This window comes from Halocynthiibacter styelae, from assembly GCF_016123485.1.
Taxonomy (GTDB): domain Bacteria; phylum Pseudomonadota; class Alphaproteobacteria; order Rhodobacterales; family Rhodobacteraceae; genus Halocynthiibacter; species Halocynthiibacter styelae.
Genome location: NZ_JADCKQ010000004.1, coordinates 34,427 through 48,607 on the forward strand (window position 1 = coordinate 34,427; position 14,181 = coordinate 48,607).

A 14,181-nucleotide genomic window follows, 5' to 3' on the forward strand; every position below is an offset into this window, starting at 1 on the left:
CCCGTGGATATGTTCTGAATAAAGCTAAAAATAACCATATTAACTTATCTTTAACCAGTTTGACTCATCTGTGGATCACCCCGGAGAGAACACAAATGAACAATCGCGTTGTGAAATTTGCCCACACAGGAAATACCGGCCTGCGATCTGGTGAAGTAGATTGGCTGCAATCTGCCCCGGTTGTCGAACTGCGCACAGGGAACCCGGTGCAAATCCCACCTTCCACCGGAAGGATCAGCCCGCTGGAACAGATCCTGCGGGATATGAATTGCGTGCGTCCGGGTGATCTTCTGAAAGCGATCACCATACACGCACGGCAGGACTGTTCTCTGGGCGACATTCTTCTGGCCCGGGGCATGATCTCAGAGGATGACCTCCTCTCTGCTGAGGAACGCAGATGGAACTGCTGCCATATCAATCCGGAAATCCATGCGCCAGATCCGCGTCTGATTGCCCTGATCGGCACACGGTTTTGTCTTGAACACAGGGTCCTGCCCTGGCGGCAGATCGGGCAAAGCATCGTCCTTCTGACCAGCGATCCTGATCATTTCGCCAGGGCGACTGCCGTATTGCCAGATACGTTCCCGCCCGTTTCCATGGCGCTTTGTACGCAACGACGCCTGACAAATGCCCTTCTGGATCAGAACCAATTGTCCCTGGCGCAAGAGGCCGAAACCTGCGTTGCAGAAGACGAAAGCTTCCGAAGCCGCAAACACCACCTGCTCCGCTGGAAACTTGCGATACCCGGCATCGGCATTCTGGCGGCAGCTGTGTTTTTTCCCGCTGTATTTCTGGCGGGCCTTTTCTTCTGGTCCATCCTGACGCTGATGGCTTTCACAATCATGAAGGTCGCCGCCTGCTTTGCCCAACAAAAACACCACCGGGAACAGGCAAAGCAGGAAGCGCCCCACCCCCGCCTGGCTCCCCCTATCCGCCTGCCCAGGGTTTCGGTTCTTGTCCCCCTGTTTCGAGAAAACCAAATCGCAGAACAGCTTATCAAGCGTCTTTCTTTGCTGGAATATCCGCGTGAGTTGCTTGAAATTTGCCTGGTCGCGGAAGAAGACGACCTGGTCACACTGCACGCCATTTCCGAAACCGAACTGCCCGACTGGATGCGCCCGGTTGTCGTACCCGCTGGCAAGCTGCGCACCAAACCACGGGCCCTGAATTTTGCGCTGGATTTCTGTAGCGGGTCCATCATTGGGGTCTATGACGCAGAAGACGCACCCGACCCGGATCAAATCCATAAAATTGTTCGGCGCTTCAGCGAACGTGGACCCGAAGTCGTTTGTCTGCAAGGGGTTCTGGATTATTACAACGCCCGCACCAACTGGTTATCCCGCTGCTTCACTATTGAATATGCCACCTGGTTTCGTGTGGTTCTGCCGGGGATCATGCGCCTTGGTTTTGCGATCCCCCTGGGCGGAACGACCCTGTTTTTCCGACGCGCAGCGCTTGAAAAACTTGGACGGTGGGATGCCTATAATGTGACAGAGGATGCTGATCTTGGGATACGCCTGGCCCGTTACGGCTATCGCGCCGAGATCATCGAAACCGTCACCCATGAAGAAGCAAACTGCCGGGTTATCCCCTGGATCAAACAGCGTTCGCGCTGGATCAAAGGTTTTGCTGCCACCTGGGCTGTGCATATGCGTGCGCCCCGGTTGTTATGGCAGCAACTGGGGGCCTGGAAATTCCTGGGGTTTCAGATCATGTTCCTCTGCACCCTCAGCCAGTTTGTCCTTGCGCCGCTGCTCTGGTCTCTCTGGCTGGTTCCACTGGGGATCGGCCACCCATTGCATGCTATTCTGCCGAACTGGGTTTTTCTGTCTGTCGCCGGGCTGTTCATTCTGACGGAAGCCATCACAATCGCTGTCGGTATCTATGCCGTGTCCGGAAAAGAACACCGTTTTCTAAGCCTCTGGGTCCCCACCCTGCACTTCTATTTCCCGCTGGGGGCGTTGGCGTCCTACAAAGGGCTGTGGGAGTTGATCCTGTCCCCTTTCTATTGGGATAAAACCAGCCACGGCCATTTTCAGCCCGCTGACAACGCAGATTAATCCGTGCTTTCACTTTCCGCATTCAGACGCAGGCGGGTCTCAAAGGCTTTGGAAATATGCGCTTTCAACGCCGCAGCTGCGGTTTCAGGATCGCGCGCTTCAATCGCACGCACAACCGCATCATGTTCATCCAGAGCCGCCTGATCACGCCCCTCCGCCGCAAGCGACGTCGTCGCCAGAAGCGCCATAGAGCGATGCACAAGATCCAGCTGTTGCACAAGATACCGGTTGCGCGACGCTTTATGGATCTGGTGGTGAAACCGCCGGTTCGCCCGTGACAGGGCCTCGGGATCGCCCAGATGCGCCCGGTCTTCCTCAACCATCTGACGCAAAACGCGAATTTCCTCATCCGCCGCCTGACGCGCCGCAAGCCCTGCGGCCAGACCTTCCAGTTCTGCACGCACCACGTACAGTTCCGCCAGCTGGTTGTGATCCAATGAGGCCACAATCAGACTGCGCCCGTCACGTGTCAGCAGAGACTGCGTTTCCAGCCGCTGCAAAGCTTCGCGGATCGGTGTGCGCGACATGTCAAAGCGTTTCGCCAGCTCACTTTCCACCAGGCGATCTCCCGGGCGATAAACCCCATGATCAATTGCTTCCAGAAGCCGGGCATAAGCATCTTTGTTCGGGCTGAGCGTGTCTGTCATGATCTCTCTCATTGCAATCTACGTGACATTAGCCCCGCGCCCGGTCAGGGACAAGGGCTGTGCATGTCAGAAAAACAGCATTGCGGCATCGGGACAGAACCAGCTAAACCCAACTCACGCAACAGGATTACACTTATGCCAGACACCAACCGCCTTCGCGATGATTTCAGCCATGTCAGCCACTGGGTCTTTGACCTTGATCACACGTTGTATCCACCGGAAATGGCCCTGTTTGATCAGATCGAAACCCGCATGAGCGCCTGGGTCCAGGATGTGCTGAAAGTACCTGCTGCGGAAGCTGATCGTCTGCGCCGCCATTACTGGGAAAAATACGGCACCACACTGGCCGGTCTGATGCGCGAACATAATGTCGATCCTGAACGCTACCTCATTGATGTGCATGACATTTCCTTTGATCATATGACAATTGATCATGATCTGGTCAGCCATATCAAAGCCCTGCCCGGCCGCCGCATCGTCTATACCAACGGATCCGAACCCTATGCGCGCAATGTGCTTGCCGCGCGCGGGCTAAGCGATTGCTTTGATGCGGTTTATGGGGTTGAACACGCGGATTTTCACCCAAAACCCGAACGTCAGGCCTTTGATAAGGTCTTTGGCCTGGATGGGGTCGACGGCACGATTGGTGCGATGTTTGAGGATGACGCCCGCAATCTGGCGGTGCCCCATGCGCTGGGAATGCAATGCGTGCATGTGGCGCCGGAACATGAACCGGCGGATCACATCCATCACCACACCGATGATCTGACGGCTTTTCTGTCGCAGCTCACAGCTTAGCCCTTTCCCCCGCGCAAGCTCAGGCATAGGGTCAGCCCATGGAACGGACACACTGCGATATTCTCATTTCTGGCGGCGGGATCGCCGGAATGTGCGCCGCCGCTGCCTTTGGCAGTAAGGGATATTCTGTCATCTGCGTCGATCCGATGCCGGACAATGCCGCCTCAAAGCCCGATCTGCGCACAACAGCTTTTCTGCAGCCATCCCAGGCTTTGCTGGAAGCCGCTGGCCTTTGGGAGGGCCTAGGCCCGATTGCAGCACCTCTTCAGGTCATGCGCATCGTTGATGCCGGCGGGGAAAACCCGGAACCCCGCGTGGTGAAGGATTTTGACGCAGCAGATCTGTCGGACGCCCCCTTTGGCTGGAATTTCACCAATATGGCAATCCGCAAGGTCGCGCTTGCCCGCCTTAAAGCCCTGCCGAATGTAGAATTTCGCGCAGGCACCTCAACCACCCGCATCATGACACGTGAAAGCGAGGCCCTGGTCACTCTGTCTGATGGCAGCCGGATTTCCGCAAAACTTCTGATCGGCGCGGATGGCCGTCACTCCCCCACACGCGATGCTGTTGGCATTGATGTCAAAACCACCCGATATGGCCAGAAAGCCGTGGTCTTTTGTGTCAGCCATGATGAACCACACGGCAATGTCTCAACCGAAGTGCATCGCTCAGGCGGCCCTTTCACGCTTGTGCCCCTGCCGGATCAAAACGGGAAACATAGGTCGGCCATCGTCTGGATGGATCACGGGCCGGATTGTGTGGCGCGTATGGAATTATCTGATGATGAACTGTCCGCCGCCGCCACGGAACGTTCCGCCGGGATCAACGGCACACTGACCGTTGAAGGCCCTCGCGCGGTCTGGCCCATCATCAGCCAGATTGCCCCACGCCTGACGTCTGAGCGCACCGCCCTGATTGCCGAAGCCGCCCATGTTGTGCCGCCCATCGGGGCCCAGGGCCTGAACATGAGCCTGGGTGATCTGCGCGTATTGCTGGAAGCGACAGAAAAACATGACCTCGGCAGTCGCGCAATGCTGGATGCTTATGAAAAAGCCCGCCACCCGGAAGTGCGCCTGCGTGTGACCGGGATTGATATGCTCAACCGCGCAAGCATGGCCGGCGCACAGGGCCTGCGGGATATGCGCGCGGGTATGCTGAATGCTTTCTACGCAGTTGGGCCGGTGCGTAAAACGCTGATGAAAGCCGGATTGGGGATCAGGTAACGGGGGCCAGCCCCCGCCCCTGCGGGACTCCCCCGGAGTATTTGGGGAAAGATGAAAGGCGGCCGATAGTTAAGGGCCGCCTTTATTGTTTCAGCCAAACACCTGATCAAGTGCAGTTTCAAGCCGCGCAACAGACGCATCGACATCATAAAGCTTATCAAGGCCGAACAGACCAAGGCGGAAGCTTTTGTAATCTGCGCCCTCTTCCACCATCAGCGGCACACCGGCAGCGATTTGCATGCCCAATGCACCAAAGGCTTTGCCCGTCTGCACCTCCGCATTGTCAGTATAGCTGACCACAACGCCTGGTGCGCCGAACCCATCAGCCGCGACAGATTTGATGCCACGGTTTGCCAGTGCTTCGCGTACACGCGTGCCCTGCTCCCATTGTGCGGCCTCAAGCTTCTCAAATCCATATTCGCGGGTTTCGACCATTGTATCCCGGAACGCCTTCAGCGCATCAGTCGGCAGGGTCGCGTGATAGGCATGACCGCCATTCTCATAGGCTTCCATAATCGTCAGCCATTTCCCCAGATCCACAGCAAAGCTTGTGCTTTGCGTGGCTTTCACCACATCGCGGGCCCGTTCATTCATCATCACAAGACCGGCGGAAGGGGACGCAGACCAGCCCTTTTGCGGCGCAGAAATCAGCACATCCACGCCACATTCCTTCATATCCACCCAGGCACAGCCCGAAGCGATACAATCCAGAACAAACAACCCGCCATGTTCATGCATCGCATCTGACACAGCCTTCAGATAATCCTTTGGCAGGATCATCCCTGATGCGGTTTCCACATGCGGTGCAAACAGAACCTCGGGCTTTTCTTCCCGGATCTTCGCGACAACTTCATCCACCGGACAAGGCGCAAACGGCGCATCCACACCATTGCCCTGACGCCGTGCCATCATCACGATTTCTTCCGCCGGGATCGCGCCCATCTCAAAAATCTGGCTCCAGCGGAAACTGAAAAACCCGTTGCGGATCACCATCGCGTTTTTGCCAGTCGCCAGCTGACGCGCCACCGCTTCCATCGCATAGGTGCCACCACCAGGCACAAGCGCCACGTGATCCGCATTATACACATCCTTCAGGATGGATGAGATATCACGCATAACGCCCTGAAAGCTTGCGGACATATGGTTCAGCGAGCGATCCGTGAAAACCACGGAAAATTCCAGCATTCCGTCCGGGTCAATGTCATTAAGAAGTGCGGGCATCAAAGCCTCCTGTCAGATGTTTCACAAGTCATGACCTGAAACAGCCCCTCTGAGAACCCCGCATGGCACAAAAGATTTTCACGAAATGCCACAAAATATCGATGGCTTATTGCAGAGGCCCTGGCAGTTGTTCTTCGCTGAGCAGCACGTTTGCCTCAATATTCCCCACCCCCGGCAGGCTCATCATGCGACGGCGCAGGACCCGTTCAAAATCCGCAATATCGCGGGCAACAACCCGCACGCGGTAATCATACAGACCCAACACATGCTGCACGGACTGCACCTCGGGGATTGCCGCGATCGCGCGTTCAAAGTCATCCAGACTGACCCGCCCTTTGGTCGCCAGCTTAATCCCCAGAAACACGGTCACCCCAAACCCCAGCGCCTCGGCATCCAGTGCCACACGACGCCCGGCGATAATGCCTTCCTGTTCCAGCCGCCTGATCCGCCGCCAGGTGGCAGGTTGTGACAGATCCAGGCGCCGCCCCAGCGCGCCTGCACTGATCGTGGCATCTTTTGACAGGGCGCGCAGGATCGCGAAATCAATCTCATCCGGTTGGAAACTCATAACGGCAGCCCCCGGCTTGATTTGATCTCAGCCACCTGCATCAGGGCTTCGATATCGGCGATATGCGGCAGAGTCAGGATTTTACTGCGATACAGCTGTTGGTAATGTTTCATATCCCTTGCTAACACCGAAAGACGTACATCGACCTGGCCTAAGAATGTTTGTAATTCAACAACTTCGGGGATTTTACGAGCCTGCTCCATGAATTCATCAAAAGCCCGCGGCACGGTCTTATCCAGCGACACGCGCAGAGACACTTCCACCTCATACCCAAGCTTCGCCCAGTCAATCACCGCGCGCTGTCCCAGATAAATCCCCCCTTCCCGCATCCGTTCCAGACGACGGGCACAAGTGGCGGTGTTGGTTCCGGCCCGTTCAGCCAGTTCCGCGTTTGTCAAAGTCGGTTCTGCCTGCAACTGGCGCAATATCCTGCGATCCGCATCCGTGATTTGCATTGATTTTATCTCATTTTCCAAATGTGAGAATGATTTTCTCACTTTGGCGTGAAAATTACAACAAACAACAATTCATATCCGCCGCAAAACCCGCTATCCCTTCTCTCGAACTCAAAAGAAGGACCGCCGATATGCGCGTTTACTACGATCGCGATTGCGATGTTAACCTGATCAAAGAAGCCAAAGTTGCAATCCTGGGCTATGGTTCCCAGGGCCACGCCCACGCGCTGAACCTGCGTGACTCCGGCGCGAAAAACGTTGTTGTTGCTCTGCGTGAAGGTTCTGCCTCTGCTGCGAAAGCCGAAGCTGAAGGCCTGAAAGTTATGGGCATCGCAGAAGCTGCGGCTTGGTGTGACGTCATCATGTTCACAATGCCCGATGAACTTCAGGCTGAAACATACAAGAAATACGTACACGACAACATCAAGCCAGGTGCAGCAATCGCATTCGCACACGGCCTGAACGTACACTTCGGCCTGATCGAGCCTAAAGAAGGCGTTGACGTGATCATGATGGCGCCAAAAGGCCCGGGTCACACCGTACGCGGCGAATACACCAAAGGCGGCGGCGTGCCTTGCCTTGTTGCTGTGAACACAGACGCGACCGGCAAAGCGCTGGAAATCGGTCTGTCCTACTGTTCCGCAATCGGTGGCGGTCGTTCCGGCATTATTGAGACCAACTTCCGTGAAGAATGCGAAACTGACCTGTTCGGTGAGCAAGCTGTTCTCTGTGGCGGTATCGTTGAGCTGATCCGTTGTGGTTTCGAAACCCTCGTTGAAGCTGGCTACGCCCCTGAAATGGCTTACTTTGAGTGTCTGCACGAGACAAAGCTCATTGTTGACCTGATCTATGAAGGCGGCATCGCGAACATGGATTACTCCATCTCCAACACCGCGGAATACGGCCAGTACGTCACCGGCCCACGTATCCTGCCATACGAAGCAACCAAGAAAGCCATGAAAGAATCCCTGCAGGACATCCAGTCCGGTAAATTCGTACGTGACTTCATGCTGGAAAACGCTGTTGGTCAACCAACCATCAAAGCATCCCGCCGTGCAAACGACGAGCACCAGATCGAAGTTGTTGGTCAGAAACTGCGCGACATGATGCCATGGATCTCTGCTGGCAAAATGGTCGACAAAGCGAAGAACTAAGCTTCACGCATTACCAGATATCAAAGCCCCTGCAATCGCGGGGGCTTTTTTGTGACCAATCTTGCGCATCCCGATACCGATCTTGCGCAACCGGACCTCCCTCTGTTCTCAGATCGCATTTGCGGCCATACTTCCAATGCCAGCGAAACAGCCAGCACGGAGATTATCATGCCGCATCAGATCCTTCCCCGCGAAGCCTATACCAGCCAGACCTGGTTTCAACGCGAACAGGAAACGCTTTTTGACGGCCACTGGCAACTGGCCGGGTTTGACGGTGACTTTTCCGAGACCGGTGATTACATCACCCTGCGCGCCGGGCTGACCCCGCTTTGCGTGGTGCAGGGCAATGACGGCGAACTGCGCGCATTTAAGAACCTTTGCCGTCATCGCGGCACGGAACTTCTGGAAGGGCGCGGCAATGCGGGTAAAACCCTGGTCTGCCCCTATCACCGCTGGACTTTCGGCCTTGATGGCCAGTTGCGCGGCATCCCGGATCGTGCGGAATGCTTCCCGGATCTGGATCGCAAAGCCAACAATCTGCACGGCGCCGCCATTGGCCGCTGGAAAGGGATGATCTTTGTAAATTCCGATGCAAGCGCAGACTTCACCGCATGGATCAGCCCGTTGAACACCGCCCCCTTCCCTCATGACATCAACGATCCGGCCTTAGAGCACAGCGAGACTTTCACCTACCGCATCCAATGCAACTGGAAGGTCTTTTATGAAAACGCGATTGATGGCTATCACCTGGCCTATCTGCATGAAAAAACCCTGGGCGGGCCAAAACCCGGGCTGAATGAATGGGAACAGCACGGCGATCACCTGATCTGGTATTCGACAGAACGCGACGGCATTCGCAACCGTATTCCGATGTTTGTCGAACAACAGGCCGCAGGCACCGGGATGAAGAAAATCAAGGGCGCGGATGATCCGGGCTATGGCGGCGTTTATATGCTCTATCCGCTGACCATGATCGTGCCTTCGCCCTGGTCTCTGACGATTTCAACGCTCGAACCTGTGGATGCAACAACCACGATCCTGCGGTCGCGAACATGGTCTCCCAAATCATGGTGGAGCTACAAAGAACCGCTGGACGGCACCCCGGGCTATGATCCGGAAACCGGGCTAATCGAAAGCAAAAACTGGACAGATCACCCGCTTGAAACCGGGGATTTCCAGACCGAAGACGTCTGGGTTTGCGAGAAAATGCAACGTTCCATGGCCTCCCCCCACTGGTCCGTTGCAGCACTTGCCAAAGGTGCAGGCGCAGAAGATCCCATCCGCAGCTTTCAAAGCCAGGTCGCGGATGACTGCGCCACAGAATAATAGTTGACGCTGACAATAATTCAGGGTTCTCTCAGCGGGTTTGTTCCCGCCGGGAGGCCCCATGTCACAGCAACCTCAAATCACCCCATCCTCCTGGATCATGATCGCCCTGCTGGGCGTCACCTGGGGTGGCACATTCATGGTGATGGAACTGGCCCTGCGGGGGATCACCCCGTTCTGGCTTGCTGCAGGACGAATCGGTTTTGCCGCACTTCTGCTGACGGCGATCTGGGGGGCACAGGGGTTTAAACTTTTTGAACAGCGCCCGGATGCCCGTGCCATTGCAGCCCTGATCTTTGTTGGTCTGTTTTCCACCGCCGTTCCCTTCATGCTTTTGTCCTGGGGACAACAATATGTGACATCCGGCTTCACCGGCGTATCCATGGCGGCCATTGCGCTGATGGTCCTGCCGCTTGCGCATTTCTTTGTGCCCGGCGAACGGATGACCTGGCGACGGGCGCTTGGCATGTGTATCGGCTTTGTCGGTGTCTACCTGCTGATTGGTGGCACGGCGCTGGACAGTTCCGGCAACGCCTTTGAATGGGCCGGACGCATTGCCGTGCTCCTGGCAACCCTGTGCTATGCTGTCAGCTCAATCTCTGTGCGCCGGTTGCCCCCGATTGATTCCATGGGTCTCGCGGCGGTTCTGTTGCTGATCGGTTGCCTGCTGGTGTTTCCCGCAGCGCTGATTACCGAAGGCCTGCCCCCCGCGATCAGTGGCATGACATTCTTCTGGGTGTCTCTGCTGGGCCTTGTTCCCACCGCAGCGGCCAATCTGTTGCGCGTCGTGGTCATCCGCACCGCAGGCCCGGTTTTCATGTCCCTGGTCAACTACCAGGTTCCGGTCTGGTCTGTGGTCTTTGGCGCCTGGATCCTGTCAGAAGATCTGCCCCCGGCCCTGTTTCAGGCTCTGGCCCTGATCCTGGCAGGTGTGGCACTGGCACAATATGGCGCGCTGAAACGTCTGTTCACCCGCAGCGCGCCAAAATCCTGAGACTTACAGGTTGTCTTCAATCAGGGCGCAAAGCCCTTTCACCACGCGTTCCAGCATCACAGCATCCGTGCATTCTGCCATGACCCGGATCAGCGGTTCTGTACCGGATTTGCGGATCAGCAGACGACCTTTGCCCGCAAGCTCAGATTCAGCATCTGCAATCGCCGCTTTCACCACGTCTTTTTCCAGCGGGTCCTGCCCGGCTTCGTAGCGCACGTTCTGCAGAAGCTGCGGCACGGTTTCAAAGGTTTTGGCAAGCGCGCTGGCAGGTTTGCCTGTGCGCACCATCTCGGCCACAAACTGCAGACCTGCGGCCAGTCCATCGCCGGTTGTGCCGTAATCCGTCATCACAATATGGCCGGATTGCTCGCCACCAAGGTTATAACCTTCCGCGCGCATCGCCGCGACAACATGACGATCGCCCACTGCGGACCGATGCAGGGCAATGCCCTTGCCAGACAGGTAGTTTTCAAGCCCCAGGTTCGACATAACTGTCGCCACCAGCGTGTTCTTATTCAACCGGCCTTCCTCAGACCAGCGGGTCGCCAGAAGCGCCATGATCTGATCGCCATCCGCAACCTGACCCTTTTCATCAATCACAATGATCCGGTCCGCGTCCCCATCCAGGCACAGGGCCACATCTGCCCCATGGGCGATCACAGCTTCTGCAGCCGTTTCAGGATGGGTTGAGCCACAGTTTTCGTTGATATTAAAACCATTTGGCGCAACACCCAGGGGGATCACCTCTGCGCCCAGTTCCCAAAGCACCAGCGGTGCCGCGCGCCAGGCTGCACCATTGGCGCAATCCAGGACAATCTTCAGCCCGCTCAGGGACAGATCCTGCGGGAAGGTTGTTTTAACATTTTCAACATAGCGCCCGGTTTCATCATCCACACGTTTCGCGCGGCCAATGTTCATCGGTTGGGCCGGTTGGATGTCTTCCTGAAGAAGCGCTTCAATCGCGGCTTCGTCCTCGTCAGACAGTTTAAACCCATCCGGGCCAAAGAACTTGATGCCATTGTCATGATGCGGGTTGTGTGAGGCAGAAATCATGATGCCCAGATCCGCACGCATGGATTGCGTCAGATAGCCCACGGCAGGCGTCGGGGTTGGCCCAAGCAGCAGAACATTCATACCCGTACTGGTCAGACCGGCGGTCAGGGCGTTTTCAAACATATAGCCAGACAGACGTGTATCTTTTCCAATCACAACCCGGTGGCCGTTTGTGCCATCTGTGCGAAAATGACGCCCGGCAGCAGCGCCCAGCTTCAGCGCCATTTCAGCCGTCATTGGCCAGGTATTGGCCAGCCCGCGTACACCATCGGTTCCGAAAAGTTTCTTACTCATATCACTGCCTTTTGTTCTTCCGCCTCAGCTCGTCGCTGCAAACAACACCATGGCCTGGCGCGTTTCAGCCACGTCATGGGCCCTTATTATCTGAATGCCCTGCGCAATTGCAGCAAGCGCAACGGCAACAGAACCCACTGCGCGATCTTCCGCCTGTGGTGCATTGCCCAACGTGCCAATGAATTTCTTCCGCGACGCCCCCAACAGAACAGGCACGCCCAGCCCGTGGAACAGGCTGATGTTCTGCAAAAGCGCCAGATTGTGATCCAGCGTCTTGCCAAAGCCAATGCCCGGGTCCGCGATGATCTGATCGCGGCTGATCCCAAGGCTTTCTGCAAATGCGATACGTTCTTCAAGGAAATCATAGACATCCAGCAGCACGTTTTCATATTGCGGATTGTCCTGCATGGTGGTCGGGTCACCCTGAGCATGCATCAAACAGACCGGCGCGCCTGCTGCGGCTGTGACCTGTGCAAGTTCCGGCTCAAAGGTGAACGCCGCCACATCATTGATCACATCAGCACCGGCTTTCAGGGCTGCAGCCCCGACCTGCGCCTTGCGTGTGTCAATTGAGATCGGCACGTCAGACCCCGACCGCACCGCTTCAATCACCGGCACCGTGCGTGCGCATTCCTCGACAACTGGCACATAGGTTGCGCCGGGGCGCGTGGATTCCCCGCCAATGTCGATGATATCCGCACCCTCGGCCGCCAGGGCCTGGGTCCGTGCGAGGGCCGCCTCTGGCGCGTTAAACCTGCCACCATCCGAAAAACTATCCGGCGTCACGTTCAGAATGCCCATGATCTTTGGCGCATCAAAATTCAGGCCCGCAATATCAGCCCGTGGTGCCGTCAGGCGCGCGCGCGCATCTTCCGGCAGATCCGCAACATGCACAAAACCCTGCGATCCGTTCCGCGTCAGATGTTCCGCATGGGTGAACCAGGACCAGCCGCCCGCGATAAACAACGCATCCTCAGGGCGTGCAGCCCCTATTTGCGCCAGCGGGCGGTAATAGCTTTTCTCTGCACTCATGCCTGATCCTCCAGCATTTCCACACCACCGCCACCCAGCTCATCCGCCAGCCATTGCGCCTGTTCCATCGCGCTGCCCGACACAGGTGCGCCCATTGTGTCAAACAGCATCCGCGACGGGGCCCAGACCGGCACACGTCCGTTCTTCAGGGCCCAGTCCAGTTCTGTGCGCGTCGCAATCACATCCATCAGATCATGCGCCGCCGCAATGCGCCATGCGTTTTTCTCTGCTTCCAGCAGGGTCATCCGGGCATCGGTCACCACATCAAATCCTGCTTGCGCCGCAGCTTCCGGCACAATCACCACAGGACCATCGGGCAAGATATCCACACCCTGCCCCGCAGGCACGACGACAATCTTAGGCACAGGCCCGGTTGCAGCCTCAACCTCAACCAGACCAGTCTCGCGCACGATCTCAAGCCCCAAGACGAAAGGCCCGCGATCTGGCTTTTCGATGCGCAGAAAGACCCGCTTCGCCTGTGGTTCCAGCAGGACCCGCGCCGCAATCCGTTCTGCGAGCGTTTCCAGCAGATTCAGCCGTTCCGCCGCCAGTTCATAATCAATCGCTTCCGTGATTTTGTCATAAGACAGGATCGCATCCACATCATCGCCCGCAGCTTCGCCCGGCGATGCAATCTCAACCGCCACATTGAAACGCAGGCGCTGCAGAACATCGCGTTCCAGCTGAAACGCCCCGACTTCAACCGCAACCTCATAGTCGCGCAGGGACAGACGATCCGCCACACCCTCCAGCGCCAGCGCCTCTGCCCGCATCACAGGATGGCCAAACACAGCTATTGTTTCTTCCGACATGGTTTTCCTCATCGCGCTCACAGCTTTACGCCTTCATACCTAAAGCCACGCATAGGATGAACCCAAGAAAACGCCACCCCAGGCAAAAGAAACGTAGAGCCGCATTACAAAGTGTAAAAATGCTTCGGTATCCCGCAATCTGTCAGGTGGCGATGAACCTCATGTGGTTTCCTGCTCTTTACAGTACTCAGAAAACCACATTTCCATCCCGATCGTCACGAGTGTTTGCATAGCCGAGACCGACAAGATGCCGCCACCGCCGCTTGCATCCTGTCGTGCGCTAAAGCCGATATCCGCGATGTAACTGCCTTTCGGAAGGTTCTGCCCGTCTTTTTCCAGCCAACGTTCAAATTCAAAGAGTTGTGCAGACAGATCCCAGGTCTCGTCGCAAAGCCACGCCAGGGATTTAGATTTCTCCTCAGCCGCTGAGGTATCCACACAATTAGAGAAAACATTGATTGGCATTCAGGACCTCACTGTTGGACGTTGCCAACATCATCGCAAGAACAGCTGAATATAAAACAACCGGAAAACGTGGCGCGGA

Annotated in this window: 14 protein-coding genes; 6 read left to right on the forward strand and 8 right to left on the reverse strand. The window is 56.5% G+C overall.

Annotation, left to right across the window (positions count from 1 at the left end; translation table 11 throughout):
- Nucleotides 1-95 precede the first annotated feature (95 nt).
- Nucleotides 96-2,060, forward strand: a complete 1,965-nt coding sequence (locus H1D41_RS06410; RefSeq protein WP_228848114.1) for a glycosyltransferase family 2 protein — start codon at nt 96-98, stop codon at nt 2,058-2,060.
- Here H1D41_RS06410 and H1D41_RS06415 read toward each other — a convergent pair.
- On the reverse strand, nt 2,057-2,707 hold the full coding sequence (locus H1D41_RS06415) for a GntR family transcriptional regulator (RefSeq protein ID WP_228848115.1): 651 nt from the start codon (nt 2,705-2,707) through the stop codon (nt 2,057-2,059). The genes H1D41_RS06410 and H1D41_RS06415 overlap by 4 nt on opposite strands.
- Nucleotides 2,708-2,842: 135 nt before the next feature.
- On the opposite strand from H1D41_RS06415, the gene H1D41_RS06420 reads away from it, so the two are divergent.
- Nucleotides 2,843-3,505, forward strand: coding sequence for a pyrimidine 5'-nucleotidase (locus tag H1D41_RS06420; protein WP_228848116.1), 663 nt, complete (start codon nt 2,843-2,845; stop codon nt 3,503-3,505).
- Nucleotides 3,506-3,543: 38 nt separating this feature from the next.
- The gene (locus H1D41_RS06425; RefSeq protein WP_228848117.1) at nt 3,544-4,728 is read left to right on the forward strand and encodes a UbiH/UbiF family hydroxylase; all 1,185 of its coding nucleotides are present in this window, start codon (nt 3,544-3,546) and stop codon (nt 4,726-4,728) included.
- 90 nt (nt 4,729-4,818) lie between these two features.
- Here H1D41_RS06425 and H1D41_RS06430 read toward each other — a convergent pair whose 3' ends face one another.
- The 3 genes from H1D41_RS06430 to H1D41_RS06440 all read right to left on the reverse strand — a co-directional run bounded on the left by H1D41_RS06430 (nt 4,819) and on the right by H1D41_RS06440 (nt 6,972).
- Nucleotides 4,819-5,949, reverse strand: a complete 1,131-nt coding sequence (locus H1D41_RS06430) for an aminotransferase class V-fold PLP-dependent enzyme (protein ID WP_228848118.1) — start codon at nt 5,947-5,949, stop codon at nt 4,819-4,821.
- 106 nt (nt 5,950-6,055) lie between these two features.
- Nucleotides 6,056-6,517 (reverse strand): Lrp/AsnC family transcriptional regulator, encoded by a 462-nt coding sequence (locus tag H1D41_RS06435; protein WP_228848119.1) that lies wholly within the window; start codon nt 6,515-6,517, stop codon nt 6,056-6,058.
- Nucleotides 6,514-6,972 carry an Lrp/AsnC family transcriptional regulator gene (locus H1D41_RS06440; protein ID WP_228848120.1) on the reverse strand — a complete coding sequence of 153 codons (459 nt, stop codon included), beginning with the start codon at nt 6,970-6,972 and terminating at the stop codon, nt 6,514-6,516. The genes H1D41_RS06435 and H1D41_RS06440 overlap by 4 nt, the downstream gene beginning before the upstream one ends.
- A 131-nt stretch (nt 6,973-7,103) precedes the next feature.
- On the opposite strand from H1D41_RS06440, the gene ilvC reads away from it, so the two are divergent.
- The 3 genes from ilvC (at nt 7,104) to H1D41_RS06455 (ending at nt 10,446) form a co-directional block, all read left to right on the forward strand.
- Nucleotides 7,104-8,126, forward strand: a complete 1,023-nt coding sequence (ilvC, locus tag H1D41_RS06445; protein ID WP_228848121.1) for a ketol-acid reductoisomerase — start codon at nt 7,104-7,106, stop codon at nt 8,124-8,126.
- Between the two features lie 168 nt (nt 8,127-8,294).
- Nucleotides 8,295-9,452: an aromatic ring-hydroxylating oxygenase subunit alpha gene (locus H1D41_RS06450; protein ID WP_228848122.1), complete on the forward strand. Its 1,158-nt coding sequence runs from the start codon at nt 8,295-8,297 to the stop codon at nt 9,450-9,452.
- A gap of 61 nt (nt 9,453-9,513) precedes the next feature.
- A complete protein-coding gene (locus H1D41_RS06455) occupies nt 9,514-10,446 on the forward strand; it encodes a DMT family transporter (RefSeq protein ID WP_228848123.1) in 933 nt (310 codons plus the stop codon).
- Between the two features lie 3 nt (nt 10,447-10,449).
- Here H1D41_RS06455 and glmM read toward each other — a convergent pair whose 3' ends face one another.
- The 4 genes from glmM to H1D41_RS06475 form a co-directional block, all read right to left on the reverse strand.
- On the reverse strand, nt 10,450-11,793 hold the full coding sequence (glmM, locus tag H1D41_RS06460) for a phosphoglucosamine mutase (RefSeq protein ID WP_228848124.1): 1,344 nt from the start codon (nt 11,791-11,793) through the stop codon (nt 10,450-10,452).
- Nucleotides 11,794-11,817: 24 nt separating this feature from the next.
- The gene (folP, locus tag H1D41_RS06465) at nt 11,818-12,825 is read right to left on the reverse strand and encodes a dihydropteroate synthase (protein WP_228848125.1); all 1,008 of its coding nucleotides are present in this window, start codon (nt 12,823-12,825) and stop codon (nt 11,818-11,820) included.
- Nucleotides 12,822-13,637 (reverse strand): dihydroneopterin aldolase, encoded by an 816-nt coding sequence (locus tag H1D41_RS06470; RefSeq protein ID WP_228848126.1) that lies wholly within the window; start codon nt 13,635-13,637, stop codon nt 12,822-12,824. Before H1D41_RS06470 ends, folP begins: the two co-directional genes overlap by 4 nt.
- Before the next feature lie 159 nt (nt 13,638-13,796).
- A complete protein-coding gene (locus H1D41_RS06475; RefSeq protein ID WP_228848127.1) occupies nt 13,797-14,102 on the reverse strand; it encodes a hypothetical protein in 306 nt (101 codons plus the stop codon).
- Nucleotides 14,103-14,181: the final 79 nt, after the last annotated feature.